Source organism: Actinomadura sp. NPDC049382, from assembly GCF_040677125.1.
Lineage (GTDB): Bacteria > Actinomycetota > Actinomycetes > Streptosporangiales > Streptosporangiaceae > Spirillospora > Spirillospora geliboluensis.
On the sequence record NZ_JBFARO010000033.1, the window covers coordinates 1 to 24,965 of the forward strand.

Consider the following 24,965-nt stretch of genomic DNA (forward strand, 5'->3'; position numbering starts at 1 on the left):
CTGGCCGCCGCGCGCCGCCTCGCCGTCTCCGCGCTCGCCGCCGCCGAGGCGACCGGGCGGACCGGGGTGGTGCACATCGCCGAGGTGGCCGTGGTCGCGGCGGCGGCCGACCGCACCGACCTCGCCTCCGCGCTGCTCGACCGGTACCGGGTGGCCCGCGCGGACCTCGGCGCGAGCGCCGGGCCGGTCGCCCGCGCGGTGTGCGCCTGGCTGGAGGCGGGCCGCGACGTGACCGCCGCCGCGGAGGCCCTGTTCGTGCACCCCAACACGGTGCGGAACAGGGTCCGGCGGTTCGCGGAGGCCACCGGCATCGACACGTCCGACACCTTCGGCGGCGTCAACGCCTGGTGGCTGTGCCGCGCCTGGCTCGCCCCCGCCTGACCCTCGCGCCGTCCGCTAGGCGTCGGCCTCGGAGGGCGGGGAGGCCGGGGAGGCCGCCGCGTCCAGTTCGTGGGCCAGCTCCTCCAGTTCGGCGCCGCCCGCCATGAGGCCGGTCAGCTCCTCCCGGGTGATCGCGTCCTTGGTGCGGTAGCCGATGCTGCGGCCCCGGTTGAGGATCAGGAAGCGGTCCCCGACCGGGTAGGCGTGGTGCGGGTTGTGGGTGATGAACACGACCGCGAGGCCCCGCTCGCGCGCCTGGAGGACGTAGCGCAGCACCACCCCGGCCTGCTTCACGCCGAGCGCGGCGGTCGGCTCGTCCAGGACGAGGGCCTTGGCGCCGAAGTAGACGGCGCGGGCGATCGCGACGCACTGGCGCTCGCCGCCCGACAGCGTCCCGATGGGCTGGTCGACGTCGCGCAGGTCGATGCCCATCGCGGCCATCTCGGCGTGGGCGGTCCTGCGCATGAACCCGATGTCCAGCCGGCCGAAGCCCTTGCGCTTCTCCGAGCCGAGGAAGAAGTTCCGCCAGACCGGCATCAGCGGGACGACCGCGAGGTCCTGGTAGACGGTCGCGATGCCCCGGTCGAGGGCGTCGCGGGGCGAGCCGAAGGAGACCTCCTCGCCCTGCACCTCGTACGTCCCGGCGTCGTGCCGGTGCAGGCCCGCGACCACCTTGATGAGCGTGGACTTGCCCGCCCCGTTGTCGCCCAGCACGCAGGTGACCTCGCCCGCGGACACCTCCATGTCGACGTCCCGCAGCGCGATGACGTTGCCGTAGTTCTTGCCGACGCCGGCCAGCCGGAGCAGCGGCGCCGCCTTCGCGTCCGTCATGACGACCGCTCCACTCTGCGCCGCACGATCAGGTTCACCACGGTCGCGATCAGCAGCATCGCGCCGAGGAAGAACCGGAACCAGTCGGGGTTCCACTCGGCGTACACGATGCCCTTGTTCGTCATGCCGAAGATGAACGCGCCGATGGCCGCGCCGATCGCCGACCCGTAGCCGCCGGTCAGCAGGCAGCCGCCGATGACCGCGCAGATGATGTACAGGAACTCGTTGCCGATGCCCTCGCCGGACTGGACGGTCGCGAACGCGAACACCAGGTGCATCCCGGAGAACCAGGCGCAGAACGCGACCCCCATGAACAGGCCGATCTTGACCCGGTCGACCGGGACGCCGACCGCGCGGGCGCTGGCCGCCGCGCCGCCCGCCGCGAAGATCCAGTTGCCGGCGCGGGTGCGCAGCAGCAGCCAGGTCGCGATCGCGGTGAACAGCAGCCACCAGAACACGGTGATCTTCACGTTGACGCCGAGGACGTCCACGTCGGAGGCGAACACCGCGCGGGCGGAGCCGAAGCCGTCCATGTCGCGGACGGAGTCGCTGGCGACGTTGCCGGTGAGCGCCTTCGTCACGCCGAGGTTCAGCCCGGCGAGCATGAAGAACGTGGCCAGCGTGATGATGAAGCTCGGCAGCCTGGTCTTGATGTAGAGGATGCCGTTGACCATGCCGAGCGCCAGCGTCACCACGAGCGAGATCGCGACGCCGGCCCACACGTTCAGCGTGAGCTGGTAGGAGGTCAGCGCCGCGATGAGCGCCGACGACGTCACCATCACCCCGGCCGACAGGTCGAACTCGCCGCCGATCATCAGCAGCGACACCCCGACCGCCATGATCCCGAACGTGGAGCTGGCGTACAGCACGGTCGAGAACGACCCGGCGCGCAGGAACGCGTCCGCGACCGCCGAGAAGAACACGAACAGCGCGACGGCGCCGAGCAGCGCGCCGAGCTCCGGGCGGCCCAGCAGCCGCCGGAGCGGCGACCGCCGGGCCAGGCGCTCGTCGGAGCCGGGGCCGGCCACCGGGGGCGGCTCGGCGACCGCCTGCGTCATCGCGTCCCCCGGTTCGCGAACGCCTCCAGGTCGCCCGCGTTCTGCTTCGTGACGATCGCGGGGCCGGTCAGCACCGGGCGCCCGCCGCCGAGGACGTTGCCGTTGTTCTTCAGCAGCCACAGCTGGTCGACGGCCTCGTAGCCCTGCAGGTACGGCTGCTGGTCGACGGCGAACTCGATGGACCCCGCCTTGAGCGAGGCGATGAGGTCCTTGTTCAGGTCGAACGTGCCGATCTTGGCCTTGCTCCCGGTCTCCTTCACCGAGTCGACGGCGGTCGCGGCGAACGGCGCGCCGAGCGTCAGGATCCCGTCGATGGCCTTGTCCGACTGGAGCTTGGCGGTGATGGACGACTTGACGTCCGGCATGTTCGTGCCCTGGACGAACAGGTTCTCCAGGTCGCCGCCGAACGTCTTCTTCGCGCCGGCGCAGCGGGCCTCCAGCCCCACGTTGCCCTGCTCGTGGATGACGCACAGCGCCTTCTTCGCGCCGATCTCGCCGAGCTCGGTGCCGGCCGCCTCACCGGCGATCGACTCGTCCTGCCCGAAGTGCGCGACCGCGCCGAGCTTCACCGACTCCGCCGCGCCGGAGTTGATCGACACGACCGGGATCTTCGCGGCGGCGGCGCGCGCCAGCGCGTCCTTCATCGCGTCGGGCTTGGCGAGCGTGACGATGATCCCGTCGACCTTCTTGTCGATCGCCGCCTGGACGAGCTGCGCCTGCTTGCCGCCGTCCGGGTCCGCCGAGTAGAGGAACTCGACGTTGTCCTTGGCGGCGGCCGCCTTCGCGCCCTTCTGCACGATGTCCCAGAACGTGTCGCCGGCGCCCGAGTGGGTCACCATCGCGATCTTCAGCCGGGGGCCGGCGCCCTCGGGGGCCTCCTCGGACTTCTTCCCGCCCGAGCTGCTGCAGGCGCTCAGCGCCAGCAGCCCAGCGGCGGCCAGGACCGCGAGCCTCCGGGTCGACCCGCGCGCGACAACGCCTCTCATCGGCTGCTCTCCGTTTCTCCCCGAATGTGTCGGTGTGAGGAGTTGATCACAGATGAGGGCGGGCGTGCGCGCGATCCCGCTCACAATTCGGCACCGTCCGGGGGCCGCGGCGCGCGCCCGCCGCGTCAGCGGCGCCCGTCCGCCGAGGTCAGCGGGAGCCGCGGATCGGTCTCCTGCCCGGACCAGGTGTCGCGGATCCACGCGTGCGCGGGGTCGTCGCAGATCCGCCAGGCCCGCTCCGGGGACGGGCCGGCCATCACGTTCAGGTAGTAGAGGTCGTGGCCGGGCGGCGCCATCGACGGCCCGTGCCAGCCGTGCGGGATCAGCACCGCGTCCCCGGTGCGGACCTCGGCGAGCACGTCGATGGGACGCTCCGCCGTGCCGTAGACGCGCTGGTAGCCCATGCCGTCCCCGGCGACCTCGAAGTAGTAGATCTCCTCCAGCACCGACTCGCCGGGCCGGTCCTCGTCGTGCTTGTGCGGCGGGAAGGACGACCAGCACCCGCCCGGCGTGAGCACCTCGCAGGCGATCAGCTTCTCGGCGAACGGGAAGCCGTCCGGCGTGCCGAAGTTGTTGACCTGGCGGCTCGCCGCGCCCGCGCCGCGCAGCTCCAACGGCACCTTCTCGGCCGGGCCGTAGCGGGGCTCCAGCCGGTTCTCGCAGCGGGCGCCGGCCAGCGCGAACCGGCCGCTCCCCCGCACCGTGACCCGGGCGTCGCGCGGCACGTAGGCGAAGTCGCTGACCCGGCTGAACACGTCGTCGCGGCCCGCCAGCTCGAACCGCGCGCCGTCGCACTCCACCGTGCACGACCCGGCCAGCGGCAGCACGATCGTCTCGAACGCGCCGGTGCCGAAGGTGTGCTCGCCGCCGCCGGAGAGGTCGAGGACGCGCAGCGCGGAGTACGTCCAGCCGGCCGACTCGGGCGTGACGACGAGCCCGTAGGGGCCTTCTCCGGCGGTGCCGGCGGGCAGATGGTGGTTCATCGGATTCCTGCAGCGTGGGAACCCCGTCCTTCAGGGCGGGGAGGAAACGCGGAACGATGCGGCACAATGACTCTCCGGGTTGTGTCGGTGGCGGTCGGTATGGTGCGGGCATGTCCCGGTACCGGTTGTGCCCGACCCCCGCCCAAGAGGCGGGGCTGCTGGAGCACTGCTCGCACGCCCGATTTGTGTGGAACCTGGCCGTGGAGCAGCAGGCGTGGTGGACGCCGCGGCGGGGCCCGGCTCCGGGGTATGCCGCGCAGGCCCGGCAGTTGACCGAGGCGCGGGCTGCGTTCGGGTGGCTGGCGGCGGGGTCGCAGACGGTGCAGCAGCAGACGCTGAAGGACTTCGCGCAGGCGATGGCGAACTTCTTCGCGGGCACGCACCGGCGCCCCACCTGGCGCAAGGCGGGGGTGCATGAGGGGTTCCGGATTGTCGGTGCCCGCGGGCGTGCCTGGGATGTGCGGCGGTTGTCGCGCCGTACCGGTGAGGTGCGGGTGCCGAAGGTGGGGTGGGTGCGGTTCCGCTGGTCCCGGCCCGTCCCACCGGGGGTGAAGTCGTTCCGGGTGACCCGCGACCGCACCGGGCGCTGGCATGTCGCGTTCGCCGCCGTCCCCGACCCCATCCCCGCGCCCGGCAATGGTGCGGCGGTCGGTGTGGACCGGGGCGTGGTGGTGTCGGCCGCGCTGTCCACGGGCGAGACCAGCAGCGTGCCGGGCCTGACGGCCGGTGAGGCCGAGCGGTTGAGGCGGCTGCTGCGGCGCTTGGCACGCGCGCGCCGGGGGGCGAACAGGCGTGCCCGGGTCAAGGCCGCCATCGCCCGGTTGAAAGCGCGTGAGGCCGACCGCCGCAGGGACTGGGTGGAGAAGACCTCGACGGATCTGCCGCGCCGGTTCGACGTCATCGCCGTCGAGGATCTGAACATCGCCGCCATGACCCGGTCGGCGCGCGGCACCGTCGAGGCACCCGGCACGGGTGTGCGCGCCAAGGCCGCGCTCAACCGGGGCATCCTGGCCAACGGGTGGGGACAACTGGTCACCCGCCTGGAGCACAAGGCACCCGGGCGCCTGGTCCGGGTCGACCCGGCGTACACGTCGCAGACCTGCAACGCCTGCGGGCACCGCGCCCCGGACAACCGCGAGAGCCAAGCGGTGTTCCGATGCGTCGCCTGCGGGCACCGGGCCAACGCCGACATCAACGCCGCACGCAACATCAAAGACACCGCCGTGGGACGCACGGTGGCCGCGCGGGGAGGCTGGGCCCTGGCCCGGCCGGCGAACCGCGAACCTCAACCCACTCTCCTCTCTCCGTAGGGGACGGATTGGAATCCCTCGCCTTCAGGCGGGGGAGGACGTCAACCGGTCTCCTTGAGCAGTGCTTCGACCTCGTCCTGCGCGGGCATGGCGGCCGAGCAGGCGATGCGGGACGCGACGATCGCGCCGGCCGCGCCCGCGAACTCCACGAGCCGCCGCAGGTCCCAGCCGGCGAGGAGGCCGTGGCAGACGGCGCCGCCGAACGCGTCCCCGGCGCCGAGCCCGTTGGCGACCTCGACCTCGACCGGCGGGACCCGCACGCTCTCCTCCGCCGTCGCGGCGAGGACGCCGTCCGGGCCCATCTTCACGATGGCGAGTTCCGGGCCGCGTTCGAGGATGGCGCGGGCGGCGGCGTCCGGCTCCCGCTCCCCCACCGCGACCTCGCACTCGTCCAGGTTGCCGACGGCGACCTTCGCGTGCTCCAGGGCGCGGCCTGCCCAGTGCGGGGCCTCGGCGGGGTCGTCCCACAGCATCGGCCTGTAGTCGAGGTCAATGACGGTCTGCCCGGGGTGCTCGGCCAGCGCCGCCAGGGTCGCCTCACGGCTGGGCTCCTGGGAGAGGCCCGTGACGGTGCCCCACACGATGCGCGCCCGGCGGATCGTCTCCAGGTCCAGCTCGTCGCGGCGGATCTCCAGGTCGGGCGCCTTCGGATAGCGGTAGAAGTACAGCGGGAAGTCGTCCGGCGGGAAGATCTCGCAGAAGGCCAGTGGGGTCGGCAGGCCGGGGACGGCCGTGACGTACCGGTCGTCTACGCCGTAACCCTGGAGCGCCTTGTGGACGAACCGTCCGAACGGGTCGTCGCCAGTGCGCGTGATGACGGCGGTGCTACGGCCGTACCTGGCCGCCGCTACGGCGACGTTGGTGGGGCTGCCGCCGAGGTACTTGCCGAAGGACTCGACGTCCTCCAGCGGGACGCCGACCTGGTCGGGGTAGACGTCGACGCTCACCCGCCCCATCGTGATGAGGTCGAAGACCGTGGCGGGGTCGCCCGTGGTGGAGCTGAGGGTCATCGGCGCACTTCCTCGGTGCCGACGATCCTGCCCTCGCGCATCGACATCTCGCACGCCTCGGCGAGGTAGAACGCCTCCAGGGCGTCCTCGGGCGGGCACGGGTTGGTGCGGCGGCCGGCGACCATGTCCACGAACGCCTGGATCTCGGCGTCGTAGGCGTCGGAGAAGCGCTCCATGAAGCCGCTGTAGGCGGGCCTGGGCTCGGCGTCCTGTTCGGGCAGCGGAGTGGCGGGCGTACGGTCGTCCAGGCCGGCGACGATGCTGTCCTTGGAGCCGAACAGCTCCAGCCGCGCGTCGTAGCCCGCGGCGTTGTAGCGGGTGGCGGAGACGACGCCGAGCGTCCCGTCGTCGAGGACGAGCAGCGCCGAACCGGTGTCGATGTCGCCGCACTCGCGGAAGAAGTCGTCGCCGCGGTTGGCGCCCGCGGCCATCACCCGGACGACCTCGCGCCCGGTGACGAACCGGATGAGGTCCAGGTCGTGGATGACGCAGTCGCGGAACAGCCCGCCGGACGACGGGACGTACTCGGCGGGCGGCGGCGACGGGTCGAAGCTGCACGACCGGACGGTGTGCAGCCAGCCGAGCCGCCCGGACGCGAGCGCCTCCCGGGCCGCCGCGTTCCCGGCGTCGAAGCGGCGCTGGAACCCGACCTGCACCGACACCCCGGCGGCGGCCGCCGCCCGGACGGTCTGGAACGTTCCATCAACGTCCGCGGCGAGCGGCTTCTCGCAGAAGACGGGAGTTCGCGCGGCCACGGCCCGCGCCACCAGGGCCGCGTGCGCGTCGGTGGCGGCCGCGACGACCAGGCCGTCCAGCCCGGCCTCGAACAGCTCCCCGACGGTGTCCAGCGCCCGCGCCGGGGACGCGAGGCGGGCCGCGAGGTCGCGCGCGCGGGCGGCGTCCGCGTCGGCGATGAGCAGGGCGTCCACCTCGGGCAGTGCGCGGAGAGCGGCGGCGTGGCGCGCGCCGATGCGCCCCGCGCCGGCCAGTCCGATCCTCATCGATCCCCTCCCGGTCGGCGGTCAGGTGCGTCACGAGTGTGGCTGGACCGTTCCAGCGGCGTCAACGGCGGACCGTCCCCCGGCCGGTAATGAAGGTGTCCGAAAATACCGGCGCTACGCTGACCGGACGCCGCGAACGGGCTGTCGCCCAGGTCGGACCAAGCGCTAGTTTGTCCCCATGCGGATCTTCGTCACCGGCGCCTCGGGGTTCGTCGGTTCCCACACCGTCCGCGCCCTCCTCGCCGCCGGGCACCGCCCGCGCGCGCTCGTGCGCGACCCCGGCAAGGCGGCCGGGGTGCTCCGGACGGTCGGCGTCGCGGTCGAGGACGTGGAACTCGTCCAGGGCGACATGCTGGACGCGGACGCGGTGTCCGAAGCCCTCACCGGCTGCGACGCCGCCGTCCACGCCGCCGCCGCGATCGGCGTGACCGGCGGCGCCGGCGACCTGGTCGAGGTCAACGTCCGGGGCACCCGCAACGTGGTCGGCGGCGCCGTCGCCCAGGGCCTGTCCCCCGTGATCCACGTGTCCACGATCGGGGTGTTCGTCCCTCCGTCCGGCACGGTCATCACCGCGAGCGACGCGCTGGCGAACCCCCGCACCGACTACGGCAGGTCCAAGCTGGCGGCCGAGCGCTACGTGCGCGGCCTCCAGGAGGACGGCGCACCGGTGACGATCGTCTACCCGGGCGGCGTCTGCGGCCCCGACCAGCCCTCGCTCGACGCCCTGATGGAGGGGCTCGCCGCCGCGCTCGGCAAGGTGTGGCCGCTGCCAGGCGGCGGCGTCTCCGTCATCGACGTCCGCGACCTCGGCGAGGCGCTGGCACGTTCCGTCGAGGCGCGCCAGGGCCCGAGCCGCTGGGTCCTGGGCGGGCACTACCTGACCTGGCCGCAGTACGCCGACCTGTGCGACCGCCTCACCGGGGTGAAGTGCCGCCGTGTACGCGTCCCGTCCCGCGCCATGCTCGCGCTGGGCTCGGCGCTGGACGCGGCCAAGCGCGTCCGCCACTTCGACTACCCGCTCACCCGCGACGCGGCCGAGTTCATGGTCACGCTCGTCCCGACCGACGACCGCCCCATCCTGGAGGCGCTCGACCTCACGCTGCGCCCCGTCGAGGAGACCGTCGCCGACGGGCTGCGGTGGCTGGCGCGCAGCGGCCATCTGAACCCGCGCCGGGCCGGACGGCTCGCCGCCGCCGAGGAGAAGCCGATGCCGACCCTGATCCAGCGCACCTTCGGGCCCGTCTTCCACCGGGTCTCGGGCGCCGAATGGTTCGCCAAGGTGGGCCCGAAGGTCGTCCCGCCCGTGGACCGGGCCCTGCACAGGGCGACGGGCGGCCGGCTGATGCTCGGCCAGCTCCTCGTCCCGAGCCTCGTCCTCACCGCGACCGGCGCCAAGAGCGGCCTCCCCCGCCGGACGCCGCTCGCCTGCCTGCCCGACCCGGCGGGCGGCTGGTACGTCGTCGGCTCCAACTTCGGCCGCGAGAAGCACCCCGCCTGGACGGGCAACCTCCTCAAGAACCCCGCCGCCGAGGTCAGCTTCCAGGGCCGCACCGTCCCCGTCACCGCCCACCTCCTGGACGACAGGGAGCGCAAGGAGGTCTGGCCCCGCCTCACCGCCGTCTGGCCCGTCTACAACGACTACGTGGAACGCGCCCAACGCGAACTACGGGTCTTCCACCTGATCCCCGGCTGAGCCGAGGCCGGGCGCGGGCCGCCCTTCACGGCTGGGGGCGGGGGTCCAGGCGCATCTCGCGGCGCAGGTAGGCGAACGCGGCACTGGTCTTGCCTCCGACCAGGATCAGGATGCGGATCAGGCCGAGGACGAGAATTGCTAGGCGCCGCGGAGGGCCTTGGATAGGCGGCGGCCCAGGAAGAGGTAGGCCAGGACCACGCCGGACACGTTCAGGATGACGTCGTCTATGTCGAAGGCGCGTCCCACCACCAGGGCGCCCTGGATGGCCTCGATGGTCAGGGAGAGCACTCCGGTCAGGAGGGCCAGGCGTATGGGGCCGCGCAGTGTCGTCCAGACGATGGGCAGCAGGACGCCGAGCGGGGCCAGGAGCGCCAGGTTGCCGCCTATCTGGAAGACGGCCTCCTTGGTGGGGCGGTCCAGGTAGAAGCGCAGTGAGCGGCCGGGATCGGTGTTGCCGCCGGCCTGGCCGTTGTCTTGGACGGGCGTGAGCGTGAGCCTGAACGCGAAGTAGAAGAAGACGCCGAGAAGGCCCAGCGCCACCAGGACGACGAGGACGCGCAAGGCGACGATGTACCACGGGACCCGTTCGCCCGGCGTCGCGGGCTGCCACATTTCCACCAACACCCGGCGGCTGGTCCCCGCCCCGTCCCGGAGTATGCGCGGCCCCGGGTTACGGCCGGGACCGAATCCCGGCATGCGAACGCCCGCGCCGGATCGGCGCGGGCGTTCGGCCGTGCGTCAGGCGGTCGCCGTGCGTCGGGGGCGTCCGCCGTGCGTCAGGCCGCCACCGCGGTGGTGGCCGGCTCCAGGGCCAGGTCCAGCACCTCGCGGACGTCGCTGACGGTGAAGACCGTCATGTTCTCCAGCACCTCGGCCGGGACGTCCTCGAGGTCGGGCTCGTTCCGCTTCGGCACGATCGCGGTGGTGATGCCGAGCCGGGACGCGGCGAGCAGCTTCTGCTTCAGGCCGCCGATCGGCAGCACCCGCCCGGTCAGCGACACCTCGCCGGTCATCGCGACGTCCGCGCGGACCGGCCGCCCCGACAGCAGGGAGGCCAGGGCCGTCGTCATCGTGATGCCCGCGCTCGGGCCGTCCTTCGGGATCGCGCCGGCGGGCACGTGGACGTGGACGCCGCGGTCCTTCAGGTCGCCGACCGGCAGCTCCAGCTCCGCGCCGCGCGAGCGCAGGTAGGACAGCGCGATCCGGGCCGACTCCTTCATGACGTCGCCGAGCTGTCCGGTGAGCGTCACGCCGGTGTCGCCGGTCTCCTTGTCGGCCAGCGACGCCTCGATGTAGAGCACGTCGCCGCCCGCGCCGGTGACCGCGAGGCCCGTCGCCACGCCCGGCACGCCGGTGCGGCGCTCGCCCCGGCTCAGCTCGACCTCCGGGGTGAACCTGGGCCGGCCCAGGTAGTCCTTGAGGTCGGCCGCACCGATCGCGACCGGGAGCGCCGCCTTCTCCAGCGCCACGTTCGCGGCGACCTTCCGCAGCACCCGCGCGATCGAGCGGTCCAGGGACCGGACGCCGGCCTCGCGGGTGTACTCGGCCGCCAACAGCCGCAGCGCGTCGTCGCCGAACGCCACCTCCGACGCCTCCAGCCCCGCCTTGTCGAGCTGGCGCGGCAGCAGGTGGTCGCGGGCGATGGTGACCTTCTCGTGCTCGGTGTAGCCGTCCAGCTCCACCAGCTCCATCCGGTCGAGCAGCGGCCCGGGGATGGCCTCGACCACGTTCGCCGTGGCGAGGAACAGCACGTCGCTCAGGTCGAGCTCCACCTCCAGGTAGTGGTCCCGGAAGGTGTGGTTCTGCTCGGGGTCGAGGACCTCCAGCAGCGCCGCCGTCGGGTCGCCCCGGTAGTCGGCGCCGACCTTGTCGACCTCGTCCAGCAGGACGACCGGGTTCATCGAGCCGGCCTCGCGGATCGCCCGGACGATGCGGCCGGGAAGCGCGCCCACGTACGTGCGGCGGTGGCCGCGGATCTCGGCCTCGTCCCGGACGCCGCCCAGGGCGACCCGGACGAACTTGCGGCCCATGGCCCGCGCGACGGACTCGCCCAGCGAGGTCTTGCCCACGCCGGGAGGACCGGTCAGCGCCAGCACGGCGCCGCTTCTGCGGCCGCCCACGACGCCGAGGCCGCGGTCCTCGCGCCGCTTGCGCACGGCCAGGTACTCGACGATGCGCTCCTTCACGTCGTCCAGCCCGGCGTGGTCGGCGTCCAGGATCTCGCGGGCGCCCGCGATGTCGTAGGCGTCCTCGGTGCGCTCGTTCCACGGGATGTCGAGGACGGTGTCGAGCCAGGTGCGGATCCAGCCGCCCTCGGGCGAGGCGTCGGACGACCGCTCCAGCTTGTCGACCTCCTTCAGCGCCGCCTCGCGCACCTTCTCGGGGAGGTTCGCGGCCTCGATCCGGGCCCGGTAGTCGTCCTCCTCGTCGGCGGGGTCGCCGTTCAGCTCGGCCAGCTCCTTGCGGATGGCCTCCTGCTGCTGCCGCAGCAGGAACTCGCGCTGCGTCTTCTCCATGCCCTCCTGGACGTCCTTGCGGATCGTCTCCGCCACGTCCAGCTCGGCGAGGTGGTCGCGGGTCCAGCCGATGAGCAGCTCCAGCCGCTCGACCACGTCGACGGTCTCCAGGACCTCGATCTTCTGCTCGTCGGTCAGGTAGGGCGCGTATCCGGCGTTGTCGGCCAGCGTGGACGGGTCGTCGATCTGCTGCACCACGTCCACGACCTGCCAGGCGCCGCGCTTCTGCAGGATCGCGCCGACCAGGCCCTTGTACTCCTTGGCCAGCTCCTGCGCCCGCCCGGACGCCGGCGGCGCCTCGATCACGGTGCCCTCGACCCACAGCGCCGCGCCGGGGCCGGTCGTCCCGGTCCCGATCCGCACCCGGGACACGCCGCGGACGACCGCGCCCGGCTCGCCGCCCGGCAGCCGCCCCTCCTGCTCGACCACCCCGAGGGTGCCGACGTCGGAGTACCGTCCGTTCAGTCTGGGCACCAGCAGCACCCGCGGCTTGGCCGCCGACCGGATGCCCGGGCCCTTGGACTGCGACACCGCCCGCGCGGCTTCGATGGCCGCCCGGACCTCGCCGTTCTCGGAGAGGTCCAGAGGGACCACCATGCCGGGCAGAACGACCCCGTCTTCCAGGGGCAGCACCGGCAGCGTCAGGGTTTCGCTCATGCTCAGCTCCAAGTCCGTCATCGACCCAACCTCAAGTTGAGTCATACACACTCAAGAAAACGGAGCTGCATTTTGTTTCCGCAGCAACGTTCGCTCTGAGCGATCAAGTCCGAGTTTCGATACGGGCGTTGCGTAATCACGTCCCGCCGGGCTACCGTGGAATTACGAAACGCCCGTATCGAAAGGAGGGCCGGATGCCTCCCGCACGGCCGCGCCGCGGCCGACCCCGCGACCCGGGCGCCGACGAGCAGATCCTGCGGGCCGCCGAGGAGCAGCTCCTGGCGCACGGCTACGCCGCCTTCGCCGTGGACCAGGTGGCCCGCGCGGCGGCGGTCGCCAAGACGACGCTGTACCGGCGCTGGCCCACCAAGGACCACCTCGCCATCGCCGTCATCGCCCGGATGCAGGACGAGGTGCCGGTGCCCGACACCGGCGACCTCCGCGCCGACCTCGCCGACTACCTGGAGCAGATCGCGCTCGGCCTGAACCGGACGCGGAGCGCCGGCCCCGGGCACCCGCCCGGCGACCCCTCGTCCGGCCTCGTGGGCGAGCTGGTCGCCGCCGCCGCGCGGCACCCCGACATCGGAGCGCTCGTCCGCGCCGTGTTCGAGCAGCGCAACGCGCTGGCCATCGGGCTGATCGACCGGGCCCGGCGGCGCGGCGACCTGCGGCCCGACACCGACCCGGCGCTGCTGTTCGACCAGCTCGCCGGCGCCCTGTACTACCGGCTCCTGATCACCGGCCTGCCCATCGACCGCGCCTACGCCGAACACCTGGTCGACGCCGCCCTCCGCGGCGTCCTGCCCGTGAAGGAGAACCCGGCATGACCATCGCTCCGTCCATTCCCGCCCGCCCGGACCACGGCGAGCGGGCACCGCGCCGGAGACGGCGGCGCCTCCTGGCCGCACTCGCCGTCGTCGCCGCCCTGCTCGCGGGCTACACGGCCTGGACGAACCTGCGCCCCTTCACGCTGCGCACCTCGATCGAGCTGGACGCCACGCCCGAGCAGGTGTGGACGGTCCTGGCCGACCTGCCCGCCTACGCGCAGTGGAACCCGTTCATCGTCTCCTCCGAGGGCAGGCTGGAGAAGGGCGCCACCCTGCGCAATGTCCTGCGCGACCCGGGCGGCGACACCACCTTCACCCCGACCGTCCTCGCGGCCGACCCCGGCCGCGAGCTCCGCTGGATCGGCAAGATCGGCCCCGGCGGGCTCTTCGACGGGGAGCACCGGTTCCGCATCGAGCCCATCGCGCCGGGCCGCGTCAGGCTCGTCCAGAGCGAGGAGTTCAGCGGCGTCGCGGTGCCCTTCGTCCGAGGCCAGCTGACCGACCGGACGCTGCCCCAGTTCCACGCGATGAACAAGGCCCTCGCGCAGCGGCTCAAGGACGTCCGCTCCTGACCACGCTCGTTCAGCGCTGAGCCCGCTCTACGCGGATGACGAGAGCGGTGGTGTTGTCGCGGGTGCCCTCGTCCAAGGCGTACTGGACGAGGGCACGTGCGCCGTCGAGCGGGGCGTGGCCGCGCAAGTGCGCGCGCAGGGCGGCGGGGTCGGACACGTGACGCCACAGGCCGTCGGTGCACAGGAGCACGTGTCCCGCGCCCTGCGGACGGTAGCTGCGGGTCCGGGGGTGCGGGTCGCCGGCGTCGGCGCCCAGCCAGGCCGTCAGGACTTCCTGCGCGTCAACGTCGTCCTCGGTCAGGGCCATTCCCGGGCCCTCGTCGGGGAGCCAGTAGGCGCGGCTGTCGCCGACCCAGCTCGCCCAGACGCCGTCCGGACCGGTGACGGCCGCGACATAGGTGCAGGCGGGAGCCGCGTGGACCGAGGCGGCGAGAGCGGCCACGGCGCGGGAGGCGCGGAGAGCGGCCTCGTCCAGGGCGTGCTCGGGAAGGGCTCCCGGCAGGCGCGCGGCCAGGACGGCGGCGGCGGTGTCGGCGGCGACGCGCGCCGCGCGGTCGGCGCGGGGCGACATCGAGACCCCGTCGCAGACGGCGGCGATCGTCCACGGGCCCGCGGCGGCGAGGGCCGCGGCGTCGGCGTTGACGGCGCGGCCGGCGCGGTCGGTGACGGCGGCGGCGGTGGGGGTGGCGGTCTCCAGGTGGGCGCGGTAGGCGGGCTGGCGGGTGCCGCAGTCCCAGCAGTGGCCGTCCGGGGCGACCGTCCCGCCGCACGAGGTGCAAGGCATGACGCAAAGGATGCCGGAAGGCCGCCCCGGGCAATGCGGAGGCAAAGACCACTTCGCGATCTTGATTCTTTGCACGGAGCGCGTTTACGCGCACATGACGGCCGGGTACCTAACGCAACGAGATCGTGACACACGGTGAACGAAAGATCCTCGGGGCGGCAAAGTCCCAGGTCGGGAACCAGGAGGAGTCGAGATGCGACGCACCGGGCGGCCCCTTCCCGCGTTCCCCCTCCCCGGCGGCCCGGCCCGTACGGCCGAGGGCGTTCGCGGCGCGCTCCACGCCGGCGCGCGGCGACACACCTCGGGTTCTCGGCCGTACCCGGCCGGCTCCGCGCAGCGGCCTTCCCCGGGCCCCGGTGCCGCACGCCCCCGCGGCACCGGCACCCCCCGGCGACCGGGCCGGCGGCCACGTCCCACCGCGGCGCCGGCCCGGTCTCAGTCACCCGGGCGCCCTTCGGCGCCCTCCCCCCTTCGCCGGACGGGCCGTCACGCCCCCGGCCGGCGCGAGCGGAAGGGAGGTGAGAGCCAGCCCCCAGAAAGACCGGCACCACGCCGGTAGCACAGGCGGCCGGAACTCCGTCCGACCCCCGTCCCGGCCGCCGCCGCAGTTAGGGATCGCTGCGAGAACCGGGCCCGCGGAGGCGCGTCGCCTCCGCGGGCCCGGGTCACAGCTTCTTGCGCCACACCTGCCCGTGGACCACGTCGCCGAAGCGCTCCACGGGCGGCTCCTCGTCCTCGAGGACGAACCCGGCCCGCGCGTAGAGGCGGTGCGCCGGGCGCTGCAGCGCCGTCGTCCACAGCATGATCTCCCGGTAGCCGGCCTCGGCGGCGAAGTGCACGCAGGCGTCGACGAGCGCCGCGCCGACCCCCAGGCCCCGGGCGTCCGGCTCGACGTGCAGCAGCCGCAGCTGCGCGACGTCCTCGGCGCGCTTGACGCAGAACACCCCGCCGACCCGGACGCCGTCCGACTCGGCGATCCACGCGTTCTCCCGCTCCGGGTCGTGGTCGCGCACGTAGTCGGCCACCACCGAGGCGACGAGGGCCTCGTAGGTGCGGTCCCAGCCGCATTCCACGTCGTACAGCGCGCCGTTGCGCTCCACCACCCAGCCGAGGTCGCCGGGGCGCAGCGGGCGCAGAACGACGTCCTCCGCGCGCGGCCGGCCGCCGAGGACGCCCTGGACGGTGCGCATCGCGGCGAGCAGCCGGCGGCGGTCGCCGGCGTCGAGGCCGTCCAGCAGCCCGCGGATCTCGGCGATGGTCCGCTCGTCCAGCATGGCGAACACCTCGCGGCCCCGCGGGGTGAGCCGGACGACCTGGCGGCGGGCGTCGCCGGGCGCGCGCTCGCGCAGCACGAGCCCGTCGGCCTCGAACCGGGCCAGCATCCGGCTGAGGTAGCCGGCGTCGAGGTCGAGGGCGCGGCGCAGCGCGAGCACCTCGGTGTCCTCCCGCTGGGCCAGCTCGAAGATCACCCGCGCCTCGGTCAGCGAGTACGGCGACCGGACGAGCCCCTCGCCGAGCACCCCGATGACACCGGTGTAGAAGCGGTTGAACGCGCGGACCGTGCCGACGTCCTCCTCGGTCACCTCCATGGCGCCTCCAAACGTTTGACTGAGTCAAACGTTAGGCGATGAAGGGCCGCGGGCACCAGCCCCGGAGGGTGATCGTCAGGCGCTCGCGCCGGCCTCGGCCTTGGCGGCGGGCAGCGCACGCGCCTCGCGGACGATCTTGCGCTCCACGAAGAAGGTCATCAGCGGCACGACGCCGCCGAGCACGATCAGCACCATCTTGCCGATCGGCCAGCCCGTGCGCCGCCACATGTCGAAGGCGAACGCCACGTAGACCATGTAGAAGAGGCCGTGGATCGGCGACACGATGCCCGCCATCTCCGGCATGTCGGTCGGCCCGTACTTGAGGACCATCCCGATCGCCAGCAGCACCAGCAGGGTGCCGACGATCAGCGCCAGGATCCGGTACCTGGTGACCGCGCCTTCCACAGGAAACACACCTTTCGTTCGGCGGACGGGGGGCGCCACCGCGCCGCGCGCCCGCACGCGGGGGTCAGCGGCGGCCGCGCGCGTTCTCGGAGTTGAGTCGCGCGAGGTAGCGGTTGTAGGCCGCGAGGGCGGGGTCCTCTTCCTCGTGCTGCTTGATGAGCTCCCGCTTGACCTCGGCCTCCGCGGGCTCCTCGATGACCGTGGGCGCGGGCTTCACACCGGCCCGCTCGTCCCGGATCATCTTGATCCACATCACGATCACGAAGATCGCGAAGATCGGCCATTCGAACGTGTACGCCCAGCTGCGGTCGTTGCCGGACTGGGCGCGGTCGAACTGCCACCAGCCGAACCCGAGGAACGCGCCGCACAGCACGATCGCGAGCGCGTGCAGCCCGAGCCAGCCTGGGGTGAGGAACCGTCGCACGTCACCGAGCCTACCCCCGGTTCGGCGAGGTGCCGCCGCGACCCCGCCTCAGCGGACCGGCGGGCCGGTGTAGACGGCGCGGGGCCGCAGCGGGCCGCGCCGCGCGTACTCCTCCAGCGCGTGCGCGAGCCATCCGGCCGTGCGGGCGACGGCGAACACCGCCTCCCCGGCCCCCGGCACGAGACCGGCGACCGCGCCGAGCGCCGCCAGCGCGAAGTCGATGTCGGGCGCGGGCAGGCGTCGCCGCTCGGCCTCGGCGAGGACGGCGGTGGCGGCGGCGAGCCGCTCGTGGTCCGGCGCGGCGGCCCTGACGAGGTCCATCAGCAGGACGGCGCGACCGTCGCCCGCCTTTTAGACGCTGTGCCCGAACCCCGGGACGCGCTCGCCGCCGCGCAGCCGCTCCCCCAGCACCCGGGACGCGGACGCCGGGTCGGCGACCTCGGCGAGGAGCCGCTCCGCCCCGTAGGACGCGCCGCCGTGCAGCGGGCCGCTCAGCACGCCGAGCCCGGACGCGACGACCGCGTACGGGTCGGCGCGCACGGACGCGGCGACCCGGGCGGCGACCGTGGACGCCGCCAGCTCGTGGTCGGCCAGCAGGATCATGGCGCCCTCGAACGCGCGCAGCAGGCCGTCCGGCTCGGGCGGGCGCGGGCACAGCCGGCTCCAGAGCCGCTCGGCGAGCCGCCCCGCCGACGCGGGGCCGCCGGCGGACGGGAGCGCCTCGACGAGGCCGGCGATCAGTGACCGCCCGGTCGCGATGACGCCCTCGTGGTCGAGGTGGTGCCGCAGGGGGTCGGTGGCGGCGAGCGCCACCGCGATCAGCTGGAGCCGGTCGAGCGGGAGCAGATCGGCGGGCAGTCCGGACTGGGCGGCGACGGCCGCCGCGACGCCGTCCGCGCGGGCCTCCCACGTCCCGGCGTCGCCGTCGTCGCGGCTGCTCCTCTTCCCCGGCCAGCTCGGCTGACCCGGGAATCGGAGGATTTGTCCGAGGCGGACTCTACGTTCTCGGGCATGGCGAGCAGGACAGTGGCGGCCGGAGCCGCGCAGTCGTACACGTACACGCGGCCCTCGGGGCTGGACGCGGGGCTTCTCGGCCTGTCGACGTCCGGCGGGACGACGAGCAGCGGGCCGAGCGCGCACCCGCACTTCTTCAGCGGCGTGCTCACCCAGGCGGCGCCGGCCGCGGCGGCGCTGCTCGCCCTGGCCGACGTCGCCCAGACCCGCTACTTCCAGCCGCGCCCGACGTCCTTCCGCGACCCGGTCGTCACCTGCAACGGTGACCGGATCCGGATGGAGTCGTTCTCCGCGTGCGGCGGCGTGTACGCCCGGCTGGACGTGCTGGAGCCCGCGCTGGACGGCGACGTCCACGAACGGGGCACGACCAACGTGGACGTCAACGGCCCCCTGCGGGAGGCCCTCGCCCGCGTCGGCGGGTCCGATCCGCTGCACCTGGCGGTCGGCGCCGAGGAACTGGCCGTCACCACGATGGACGGCGCGGTCGTGGAGAAGAAGGTGCCGCTGCCCGACCGGTGGCTGCGGGGGTTCGCCGAGGTGCAGGTCATCACGGCCGGGTTCGACCCGCGCGGCGAGCTGGACGGGCCGAGCGCCGTGCGGTTCCTGCGCACCCTGCCGCGCGCGCAGCGCGAACCCCTGTGGGCCGTGCCCGCCGGGAGGACGCTGCGGGTCACGTCCCGTCCGGCGCCCGGCGCGGTGTGCCTGGCGGGCCCGGACCGCCTGCGGACGATGCTGCCGCTGCTCCGCTTCGCCCGGGCCCTGCGCGTCTACGGGCCGCCCGTCACCCATGGCGGCGGGCCCGTGTCGAGCGTGTGGGAGCTGGAGCTTCCCGGTATGAGGTACGTCCTCACCCTGTCCCCCCGGCATTCGCGCGGCTTCTCCGGTGAGGGCGCCGTGCTGGAGGACATCGCGACCGACGAGGCCGCCGGGGACGCCGACCTGCTCGGCGCGCTGCTGTCCTTCGAGCCGCGCGTCGAACCCGGCCTGCTCGCCGAGCGGTCCGGCCTCGACCTCGCCCGGACGCGGGCCGCGCTGACCCAGCTCGGCACGTCGGGACGCGTCGGCTTCGACGCCGCCGAGGCCGCCTTCTTCCACCGCGAACTCCCCTACGACCCGGCGCGCGTGGCCGGCCTCAACCCGCGGCTGCGGTCGGCGCGGGCGCTCGTCGAGGACGGCACCGTGCGGTTCACCTCCGCGGGCACGGCGATCGTGCTGAGCGGCGGCGGTGAGCGGGAGGTCCGCTTCGACGGCGACCGCGCCGCCTGCACGTGCCCCTGGTGGTTCGACCATCGGGGCGAACGCGGGCCGTGCAAGCACGTCCTCGCGGCGCGCATCGCCCTCCGCGCGGCCGAGGAGACGGCCGAGGAGACGGCGGAGGCCGGGCGATGAGCACCTGGACCGAGCTCCGGAAGGCGATCGAGGCGGGCGGCATGGAGGCGACGGCGCGCGCCGTCAGGGGCCTGGACGAGGCCGAGCGCCGCACCGCCGCCGCCGAACTCCCCGGGCTGCTGAAGGAGCTGCGCGCCCGGACGCGGTACGGGTTCCTCGACAACGAGGGGATCAGCCGCCTGCTCATCGCCGGCGCCGGCGTGATCGGCGGCCCGGCGGCGGCCGCGACCTGGCTGTGCCGCACCGACCTGCGGCTCTGGTCGTGGAGCGAGTACACCACCCGGCTGCTGGTCGAGGTGACGGCGGACCGCCCCGCGGAATGGCGCGCCGAGGTCGCGCGCCGGATCGGCGACCGGCTGCGGGTCTCCGACGAGGAGTGGTCGCGCTGGCACACCGCGGCGGCGCTCGCCACGTCGGCCGGTGCCGCGCCCCCGGTGACGGACGGCTTCGTGGTCGGCTGGGTCACCGGCGCGGGCAACGCGGACGGGCTCGCCGACGACCCCTTCCTGGACACCCTCCTCCCGAGGCTGTTCGAGGCGGACGGCGTGGGCGCCGCCCTCGCCAACGACGCGAACTGGGTCCAGTGGGACAAGGCCCGCAAGAGCACCTGGGCCGACTCCCTGACCGGCCTGGCCCGTACCGGACGCGTCGAACGCGAACTCCTCCTGGACGGGTGCGTCAGCCGCTTCCTGCGCGGCGGCACCGCGCACACCCTGCGCTGGTTCGTCCAGCTCCACGACGCGCTCGCGCCCACCGACGACGAGACCACCGCCCGCGTCCACGACTACGTGCGGCTCCTGCCCGCCGCGCCGCCGACGGTCGCCGACCTCGCGCTGCGGCAGGTGCGCCGCGCCGACGACCTCGGCCGGCTCGACGCGGCACTGTTCGCCGAGGCGGCGGACGCCGTGCTGTTCCGGCCCGAGCGCAAGCTCGTCCGGGCCGCGCTGACCTGGCTCGACCGGACGGCCCGCAAGCGCGGCCGGGTCGAGGCCACGCTGCGCGCCCTCACCGCGGTGTTCCCGTCCGACGCGGTCGACCTGCGCGAGCGCGCCGTGAAGATCGCGGCCAAGCACGCCGCCCACGCGGGCGAGAGCGTCCGAGCGGAGGTCCGGGACGCGGCCGCGGTCCTGCCCGCCGGGCCGCGTGCGGTGATCGCCGACGCGTTCGGCGCGGTCGAGGCCGTCCCCGAGCCCGCACCGCCGGGCCCGCCGCCCTACGTCCCCCGGTCGATGCCCGCGCCCGTCGGCTCCCTCGCCGAACTCGCGGACGAGTTCGCCGTCCGGCTGCGCTCCGACGAGGAGTGGGCCCCGGCGGAGCGGTTCCTGGCCGCGCTCATGGAGTCCGCCCACCGCGACCCCGACGGGACCCGGGAGGCGCTCCGGAAGGTCGCCGGCGACATCGCGCCGTGGATCACCAAGCCGGACGACCGCTCGTACATGCGCAACCTCGTCCGGGAGAGCTGGATCGCGCTCCCGGCGCAGAACCTGCTGCTCCAGCGCCGGTCGCGCGCGGCCGGCCTCCGCGCCGCCCTGACCCTGCGGCGCCTCCGTCCCGCCGCGGAGGCGTCCGGGCCGCCGCTGGCACGGTTCCTGGCGTGGCGGCTCCAGGAGATCGCCGCCGCCGTCGGGACGGTGCCGCTCCTGCTCGCGGCCCCGACCGAGGCGAGCGGGCACATCGACCCGGACGTCCTCGTCGGCCGCCTCGAACGCCTGGAGGAGGCGGGCGCCGCGCCGGGACGGGCCGAGCTCGCGCAGGCGATGCTCCGCGTCCCGCGCGAGATCGACCCGGCGGCCGCGGCGCGGGCGAAGGGGCTGGCGTCCGAGGCGGGCCGGGCCGTCGCGTCCTGGCTCGCCGCGGGCGGGCTCCCCGACCCCGTGGTCACCTGCACGGTCCTCGGCCGGCCGGGCGCGGCCGCCGAGCGCCCGGCGTGGCGCGCCCCGTCCCCGGTGCGCGCCACGGTGGCCATGACCGGCGACACCGATATCGACCACGCGTGCGCCCTCCCCGCGACGGGCGGGCGCAACGGGGAGTCCTGGCGCTTCCTGGAGCGGATCGGCCACTGGCCGGCCGTCCTGCCGTCCCACCGCGAGGTCGCCGCCGCGCACCTCGTCCGCTACGTGGCCGGAATGGGGGACGACGGATGGCAACCGGGCGCCGCCATGCTCGGCGTCGCCGAGGCCGACGGGCCCGCGGGGGTCGCCACCGGCACCCTCCTCGCCTGCACGCTGGCCGACAAGGACCAGCGCGACAGGTCGAACGCCGTCGACGCGCTGGTCACGCTCAGCTCGCGGGGCGCCCTCCCGGCGGAGGAGACGGGCGCCGCGCTCGGCCGACTCGCCGCGCTGGGCCGCATCCCGCTGCCGCGCACCCTCAAGGCCCTCACGGCCGCCGCCGACGCGGGCGCCCACGCCGGCGTCTGGACGATCCTGGCGACCGCGCTCCCGCGCCTCCTCCCCGCGCCGGGCGAACGCGCGCCCTCCGGCCTCCCCTCGCTGGTCGCCCAGGCCACCCGGTTGGCCGAGCTCACCGGCGCCAAGGGCCCCATCCTGGAGGTCGCCGAAGCGGCCTCACGCGCCGGCTCCGGCCGCCTGGTCACCGAATGCGCCCGCCTCCACAGCACGCTCGCAACCTGAAGCCACGTCCCGGTGTTGAAGGAGAAAGGACCAGCACCGGCACGTGGACCCTGCGAACCCAGCACGGGTGGGGGTGTCGGTGGGGCGTGGGAGGCTGGGGGCACCGGGAAGGAGCATCGCACGATGACCGAGACCCTCGCGTTCGGCACGGTCGAGACCGTGCTCGGGCGCCTGCTCGTCGCCGAGACCGGGACGGGGGTCGCCGCGCTGCACTTCCGCGACACCCCCGCGGCCCGTGCGCGGACCGCCAAGGCCGCCGGGCTGCCGGTCGTGGACGCCCCCGGCCGGGTCGCCCCGGTCCTCGCGGCGCTGCGCGACTACTTCGCCGGCGACCTGAAGGAGTTCGAGGTGCCGATCGACTGGCGCCTCACCTCCGACGCCCAGCGGCAGGTGCTCACGACCCTGTACGAGTCCGTCCCCTACGGGAGGACCGTCACCTACGGCGAGCTGGGCGACCGCAGCGGCACCGGCGTGCACGCCCAGGTCATCGGGCAGATCATGGGGAGCAACCCGATCCCGCTGATCGTGCCGTGCCACCGGGTCGTCGCCTCGACCGGGCTGGGCGGCTACAGCGGCGGGTCCGGCGTCGAGGTCAAGCGCTGGCTGCTCACGCTGGAGGGCGCCCTCCCCGCGACCCTCGACTGGGACATCGGCCGGGCCCCGTGAACATACCGACGAGGAGTCGGGAAGCCTAGAATGTGCGGGTGCCGAAGATCAGTGAGGCGACCGTCGCGGAGCACCGGGCCCGGCAGCTGCGGAACCTGCTGGACGGGGCGCGGGCGCTGGTGGCCGAGGAGGGCATCGAGGCGCTGACGCTGGCGGCGCTGGCGCGGCGGGTCGGGCTGTCCCGGCCGGGCCTGTACGAGTACTTCCGGTCGAAGGACGACCTCGTCGCCGCGATCCTGGACGAGGAGCTGCCGCGCTGGGCGGCGCTCGTGGAGCGCGCCCTCGGCGGTGCGGACGGCCTGGACGGCAAGGTCGCCGCCTACGTCCGCTGCCAGCTGGAGGTCATGACGGACGGCCGGCACGCCGCCGCCGTCGCGCTGGCCGAGCACGCCCTCGCCCAGCCGGCCCTCGACCGCATCCGGGCCGGGCACGCGCAGCTGCTGCGGCCGCTCGCCGCCGCGCTGGAGGCGGGCGGCGTCCCGGAGCCGGAGCTGCGGGCCGAACTGATCCAGGGGCTGGTCGACGCGGCCGCGCGGCTCGCGCAGCGGCGGCCGTCCGGTGCCGGGGCCGTCGTCGACGCGACGGTGGCGCAGGCGGTGCGGGGGCTGTCCTAGCGGGTCAGGTCCGCGCGTGCTCGTAGGTGACGCCCGTGAGGGACTCGGAGACCTCCCAGAGGCGCTCCCCGAGGCCGGGGCGGTTCGCCTGCGGGGGCGTGACCACCTTGGCGGGGGCCCCGCGGTACTGGAGCAGCCGGGGGCCGTAGCAGGCGCCGCCCTCGACGTCCGCCGTCGCGGCGTACAGGGACGGCAGCGCGCCCGCCGCGGCGGACTGGGCGATCAGCGCGTTCCCGATGCCGGTGGCCTTCTCCATGAGCGTGTTGCCCTGCATCCTCGGCCCGGTCTGCTGGAGGTTCGTCGCGGCGTAGCCGGGGTGGGCGGCGACGCTCGTCAGCTCCGGGAAGCGCCGGTCCAGCTCCTTGGCGAAGAGGAGGTTGGCGAGCTTGGCCTGGCTGTAGGCCGCCCACTTGCGGTACCGGCGCTCGCCCTGCAGGTCGTCGAAGTCCAGCCGGCCCGTCCAGGCGAAGCCGGAGGTGACGGTGACGACGCGGGCGGACGGGGCGGAGCGCAGCGCGGGCAGCAGCAGGCCGGTGAGCGCGAAATGGCCGAGGTGGTTGGTGCCGAACTGCATCTCGAAGCCGTCGGCGGTGGCGCGGCGCGGGATCGCCATGACGCCCGCGTTGTTGACGAGGACGTCGAGGGGCTCGGCGCCGTGCCGGTCCGCGAACGCCCGGACGGACGCCAGGTCGGCGAGGTCGAGCGAGCCGAGCGCGAGGTCGGCGCCGGGCGCGGCGGCCCGGATCCGGTCGAAGGCGGCCTGGCCGCGTTCGGCGCTGCGGCAGGCCAGCACGACGGACGCGCCGTGCCGGGCGAGCTGGAGCGCGGTGTGGTAGCCGATGCCGCTGTTGGCGCCGGTGACGACCGCCCGCCGCCCGGACAGGCCGGGGATGTCGTTCGCCGTCCATCCGCGCATGGGCACCTCCACGTCGTCGCGCGGGACTCGCGTCGCCGCGCGGGACTGCCAAGTTAGACGGGTCATCGAATAGAGGGCAACCAGGCCGCGGTGTGGCGCGATTCACACCGCCCGCGTCGCCCCCGCCCCGCGCCGGCGCGCCCTCCGGAGCGCGGAGGGCGCGTCCGGGATCAGGCGGGCAGGTTCTTCTCGATGGCGCCGGTGACCTCGTCGGTCTCCGGCTCGGTCTGCGGCGCGAACCGCGCGGCGACCGCGCCGTCCGGGGCGATGAGGAACTTCTCGAAGTTCCACCGGATGTCGCCGGCGTACCCCTCGGCGTCGGGGACGTCGACGAGGCCCTGGTACAGCGGGTGCCGGCCGTCCCCGTTGACCTCGACCTTCTCGGTCATCGGGAAGGTGACGCCGTACGTCGCCGAGCAGAACTCGGCGATCTCGTCGGCGGTGCCGGGCTCCTGGCCCATGAACTGGTTGCAGGGCACGCCGAGGACGGTGAAGCCGCGTTCCGCGTAGCGCTCCTGCAGCCGCTCCAGGCCGGAGTACTGCGGGGTGAGGCCGCACTTGGACGCGACGTTGACGACGAGCACGGCCTTGCCCCGGTACTGCGCGAGGTCCGCGGAGCCGCCCCGCAGACCGTCGATCTCTACGTCGAAGACAGACATGAGGCCGATCTTAGGAGATGCCTCCCCCGACCGGCCCCGGCCGTCGT

Annotated in this window: 24 protein-coding genes and 1 pseudogene; 10 read left to right on the forward strand and 15 right to left on the reverse strand. The window is 74.2% G+C overall.

From position 1 onward, the window contains the following. Positions 1-381 (forward strand): helix-turn-helix domain-containing protein (locus AB0K34_RS21075; RefSeq protein WP_364550379.1); only part of this gene is annotated, 381 nt, incomplete at its 5' end. A gap of 15 nt (positions 382-396) precedes the next feature. On the opposite strand, the gene AB0K34_RS21080 is transcribed toward AB0K34_RS21075, so the two are convergent. The 4 genes from AB0K34_RS21080 to iolB form a co-directional block, all read right to left on the reverse strand. Next, complete coding sequence (locus AB0K34_RS21080) at positions 397-1,212, reverse strand: ATP-binding cassette domain-containing protein (RefSeq protein ID WP_138637948.1); 816 nt, start codon at positions 1,210-1,212, stop codon at positions 397-399. Next, the gene (locus AB0K34_RS21085) at positions 1,209-2,270 is read right to left on the reverse strand and encodes an ABC transporter permease (RefSeq protein WP_364550381.1); all 1,062 of its coding nucleotides are present in this window, start codon (positions 2,268-2,270) and stop codon (positions 1,209-1,211) included. The genes AB0K34_RS21080 and AB0K34_RS21085 overlap by 4 nt, the downstream gene beginning before the upstream one ends. Then, on the reverse strand, positions 2,267-3,256 hold the full coding sequence (locus AB0K34_RS21090) for a sugar ABC transporter substrate-binding protein (RefSeq protein WP_138637946.1): 990 nt from the start codon (positions 3,254-3,256) through the stop codon (positions 2,267-2,269). Before AB0K34_RS21090 ends, AB0K34_RS21085 begins: the two co-directional genes overlap by 4 nt. Positions 3,257-3,381: 125 nt before the next feature. Beyond that, the gene (gene iolB, locus AB0K34_RS21095; protein ID WP_364550384.1) at positions 3,382-4,239 is read right to left on the reverse strand and encodes a 5-deoxy-glucuronate isomerase; all 858 of its coding nucleotides are present in this window, start codon (positions 4,237-4,239) and stop codon (positions 3,382-3,384) included. Positions 4,240-4,349: 110 nt separating this feature from the next. Here iolB and AB0K34_RS21100 point away from each other — a divergent pair, with 110 nt between their 5' ends. Further along, positions 4,350-5,549, forward strand: a complete 1,200-nt coding sequence (locus tag AB0K34_RS21100) for a transposase (protein WP_364550386.1) — start codon at positions 4,350-4,352, stop codon at positions 5,547-5,549. A gap of 41 nt (positions 5,550-5,590) precedes the next feature. Here the strand turns inward: AB0K34_RS21100 and iolC are convergent, their stop codons facing one another. Both iolC and AB0K34_RS21110 read right to left on the reverse strand, forming a co-directional pair. Further along, positions 5,591-6,559, reverse strand: a complete 969-nt coding sequence (iolC, locus tag AB0K34_RS21105) for a 5-dehydro-2-deoxygluconokinase (protein WP_364550388.1) — start codon at positions 6,557-6,559, stop codon at positions 5,591-5,593. Beyond that, positions 6,556-7,560 carry a Gfo/Idh/MocA family oxidoreductase gene (locus AB0K34_RS21110; RefSeq protein ID WP_301177784.1) on the reverse strand — a complete coding sequence of 335 codons (1,005 nt, stop codon included), beginning with the start codon at positions 7,558-7,560 and terminating at the stop codon, positions 6,556-6,558. The genes iolC and AB0K34_RS21110 overlap by 4 nt, the downstream gene beginning before the upstream one ends. A 178-nt stretch (positions 7,561-7,738) precedes the next feature. Here AB0K34_RS21110 and AB0K34_RS21115 point away from each other — a divergent pair, with 178 nt between their 5' ends. Beyond that, a complete protein-coding gene (locus AB0K34_RS21115; protein ID WP_301177785.1) occupies positions 7,739-9,253 on the forward strand; it encodes a nitroreductase family deazaflavin-dependent oxidoreductase in 1,515 nt (504 codons plus the stop codon). A gap of 138 nt (positions 9,254-9,391) precedes the next feature. On the opposite strand, the gene AB0K34_RS21120 is transcribed toward AB0K34_RS21115, so the two are convergent. Next, positions 9,392-9,865, reverse strand: coding sequence for a VanZ family protein (locus AB0K34_RS21120; protein ID WP_364550390.1), 474 nt, complete (start codon positions 9,863-9,865; stop codon positions 9,392-9,394). Positions 9,866-10,029: 164 nt separating this feature from the next. After that, a complete protein-coding gene (gene lon, locus AB0K34_RS21125) occupies positions 10,030-12,426 on the reverse strand; it encodes an endopeptidase La (protein ID WP_301177787.1) in 2,397 nt (798 codons plus the stop codon). Positions 12,427-12,620: 194 nt separating this feature from the next. Here lon and AB0K34_RS21130 point away from each other — a divergent pair, with 194 nt between their 5' ends. Next, the gene (locus AB0K34_RS21130; RefSeq protein WP_364550392.1) at positions 12,621-13,253 is read left to right on the forward strand and encodes a TetR/AcrR family transcriptional regulator; all 633 of its coding nucleotides are present in this window, start codon (positions 12,621-12,623) and stop codon (positions 13,251-13,253) included. Beyond that, positions 13,250-13,825: an SRPBCC domain-containing protein gene (locus tag AB0K34_RS21135; RefSeq protein WP_364550394.1), complete on the forward strand. Its 576-nt coding sequence runs from the start codon at positions 13,250-13,252 to the stop codon at positions 13,823-13,825. Before AB0K34_RS21130 ends, AB0K34_RS21135 begins: the two co-directional genes overlap by 4 nt. 10 nt (positions 13,826-13,835) lie before the next feature. On the opposite strand, the gene AB0K34_RS21140 is transcribed toward AB0K34_RS21135, so the two are convergent. From AB0K34_RS21140 to AB0K34_RS21160, 5 genes and pseudogenes are all read right to left on the reverse strand, one after another. Then, on the reverse strand, positions 13,836-14,609 hold the full coding sequence (locus AB0K34_RS21140; RefSeq protein ID WP_364550396.1) for a protein phosphatase 2C domain-containing protein: 774 nt from the start codon (positions 14,607-14,609) through the stop codon (positions 13,836-13,838). A 665-nt stretch (positions 14,610-15,274) separates the two neighbouring features. Then, positions 15,275-16,198 (reverse strand): helix-turn-helix domain-containing GNAT family N-acetyltransferase, encoded by a 924-nt coding sequence (locus AB0K34_RS21145; protein WP_364550398.1) that lies wholly within the window; start codon positions 16,196-16,198, stop codon positions 15,275-15,277. Between the two features lie 75 nt (positions 16,199-16,273). Beyond that, a complete protein-coding gene (locus tag AB0K34_RS21150; RefSeq protein WP_138641226.1) occupies positions 16,274-16,603 on the reverse strand; it encodes a DUF3817 domain-containing protein in 330 nt (109 codons plus the stop codon). 64 nt (positions 16,604-16,667) lie between these two features. Next, positions 16,668-17,027, reverse strand: coding sequence for a hypothetical protein (locus AB0K34_RS21155; protein ID WP_138641225.1), 360 nt, complete (start codon positions 17,025-17,027; stop codon positions 16,668-16,670). Positions 17,028-17,075: 48 nt separating this feature from the next. Further along, positions 17,076-17,840, reverse strand: a pseudogene (locus tag AB0K34_RS21160) (citrate/2-methylcitrate synthase). Between AB0K34_RS21160 and AB0K34_RS21165 the strand changes: the two are divergent. The 5 genes from AB0K34_RS21165 (at position 17,824) to AB0K34_RS21185 (ending at position 23,343) form a co-directional block, all read left to right on the forward strand. After that, positions 17,824-17,991 (forward strand): hypothetical protein, encoded by a 168-nt coding sequence (locus AB0K34_RS21165; RefSeq protein WP_364550400.1) that lies wholly within the window; start codon positions 17,824-17,826, stop codon positions 17,989-17,991. The pseudogene AB0K34_RS21160 and the gene AB0K34_RS21165 sit on opposite strands and share 17 nt — an antisense overlap. Before the next feature lie 47 nt (positions 17,992-18,038). Then, a complete protein-coding gene (locus AB0K34_RS21170; protein WP_364550402.1) occupies positions 18,039-19,430 on the forward strand; it encodes an SWIM zinc finger family protein in 1,392 nt (463 codons plus the stop codon). Then, a complete protein-coding gene (locus AB0K34_RS21175) occupies positions 19,427-22,063 on the forward strand; it encodes a DUF6493 family protein (protein ID WP_364550403.1) in 2,637 nt (878 codons plus the stop codon). Before AB0K34_RS21170 ends, AB0K34_RS21175 begins: the two co-directional genes overlap by 4 nt. Positions 22,064-22,186: 123 nt before the next feature. Next, positions 22,187-22,729, forward strand: coding sequence for a methylated-DNA--[protein]-cysteine S-methyltransferase (locus tag AB0K34_RS21180; RefSeq protein WP_301177730.1), 543 nt, complete (start codon positions 22,187-22,189; stop codon positions 22,727-22,729). Between the two features lie 38 nt (positions 22,730-22,767). Continuing rightward, the gene (locus AB0K34_RS21185) at positions 22,768-23,343 is read left to right on the forward strand and encodes a TetR/AcrR family transcriptional regulator (protein ID WP_301177729.1); all 576 of its coding nucleotides are present in this window, start codon (positions 22,768-22,770) and stop codon (positions 23,341-23,343) included. A 4-nt stretch (positions 23,344-23,347) separates the two neighbouring features. On the opposite strand, the gene AB0K34_RS21190 is transcribed toward AB0K34_RS21185, so the two are convergent. Beyond that, positions 23,348-24,259, reverse strand: a complete 912-nt coding sequence (locus AB0K34_RS21190; RefSeq protein WP_364550432.1) for an oxidoreductase — start codon at positions 24,257-24,259, stop codon at positions 23,348-23,350. A 170-nt stretch (positions 24,260-24,429) separates the two neighbouring features. Then, positions 24,430-24,918 carry a glutathione peroxidase gene (locus AB0K34_RS21195; protein WP_138639461.1) on the reverse strand — a complete coding sequence of 163 codons (489 nt, stop codon included), beginning with the start codon at positions 24,916-24,918 and terminating at the stop codon, positions 24,430-24,432. Positions 24,919-24,965 lie beyond the last annotated feature (47 nt).

Excerpts from the sequence above, each read along its gene's own strand:
- AB0K34_RS21100 (WP_364550386.1), top strand. The coding sequence starts at position 4,350 with ATGTCCCGGTACCGGTTGTGCCCGACCCCCGCCCAAGAGGCGGGGCTG.
- AB0K34_RS21085 (WP_364550381.1), bottom strand. The coding sequence starts at position 2,270 with ATGACGCAGGCGGTCGCCGAGCCGCCCCCGGTGGCCGGCCCCGGCTCC.
- AB0K34_RS21140 (WP_364550396.1), bottom strand. The coding sequence starts at position 14,609 with ATGCCTTGCACCTCGTGCGGCGGGACGGTCGCCCCGGACGGCCACTGC.
- AB0K34_RS21110 (WP_301177784.1), bottom strand. The coding sequence starts at position 7,560 with ATGAGGATCGGACTGGCCGGCGCGGGGCGCATCGGCGCGCGCCACGCC.
- AB0K34_RS21135 (WP_364550394.1), top strand. The coding sequence starts at position 13,250 with ATGACCATCGCTCCGTCCATTCCCGCCCGCCCGGACCACGGCGAGCGG.
- AB0K34_RS21115 (WP_301177785.1), top strand. The coding sequence starts at position 7,739 with ATGCGGATCTTCGTCACCGGCGCCTCGGGGTTCGTCGGTTCCCACACC.
- iolB (WP_364550384.1), bottom strand. The coding sequence starts at position 4,239 with ATGAACCACCATCTGCCCGCCGGCACCGCCGGAGAAGGCCCCTACGGG.
- AB0K34_RS21170 (WP_364550402.1), top strand. The coding sequence starts at position 18,039 with ATGGCGAGCAGGACAGTGGCGGCCGGAGCCGCGCAGTCGTACACGTAC.
- AB0K34_RS21175 (WP_364550403.1), top strand. The coding sequence starts at position 19,427 with ATGAGCACCTGGACCGAGCTCCGGAAGGCGATCGAGGCGGGCGGCATG.
- iolC (WP_364550388.1), bottom strand. The coding sequence starts at position 6,559 with ATGACCCTCAGCTCCACCACGGGCGACCCCGCCACGGTCTTCGACCTC.
- AB0K34_RS21090 (WP_138637946.1), bottom strand. The coding sequence starts at position 3,256 with ATGAGAGGCGTTGTCGCGCGCGGGTCGACCCGGAGGCTCGCGGTCCTG.
- lon (WP_301177787.1), bottom strand. The coding sequence starts at position 12,426 with ATGAGCGAAACCCTGACGCTGCCGGTGCTGCCCCTGGAAGACGGGGTC.
- AB0K34_RS21180 (WP_301177730.1), top strand. The coding sequence starts at position 22,187 with ATGACCGAGACCCTCGCGTTCGGCACGGTCGAGACCGTGCTCGGGCGC.
- AB0K34_RS21130 (WP_364550392.1), top strand. The coding sequence starts at position 12,621 with ATGCCTCCCGCACGGCCGCGCCGCGGCCGACCCCGCGACCCGGGCGCC.
- AB0K34_RS21145 (WP_364550398.1), bottom strand. The coding sequence starts at position 16,198 with ATGGAGGTGACCGAGGAGGACGTCGGCACGGTCCGCGCGTTCAACCGC.
- AB0K34_RS21195 (WP_138639461.1), bottom strand. The coding sequence starts at position 24,918 with ATGTCTGTCTTCGACGTAGAGATCGACGGTCTGCGGGGCGGCTCCGCG.
- AB0K34_RS21120 (WP_364550390.1), bottom strand. The coding sequence starts at position 9,865 with ATGTGGCAGCCCGCGACGCCGGGCGAACGGGTCCCGTGGTACATCGTC.
- AB0K34_RS21080 (WP_138637948.1), bottom strand. The coding sequence starts at position 1,212 with ATGACGGACGCGAAGGCGGCGCCGCTGCTCCGGCTGGCCGGCGTCGGC.
- AB0K34_RS21190 (WP_364550432.1), bottom strand. The coding sequence starts at position 24,259 with ATGCGCGGATGGACGGCGAACGACATCCCCGGCCTGTCCGGGCGGCGG.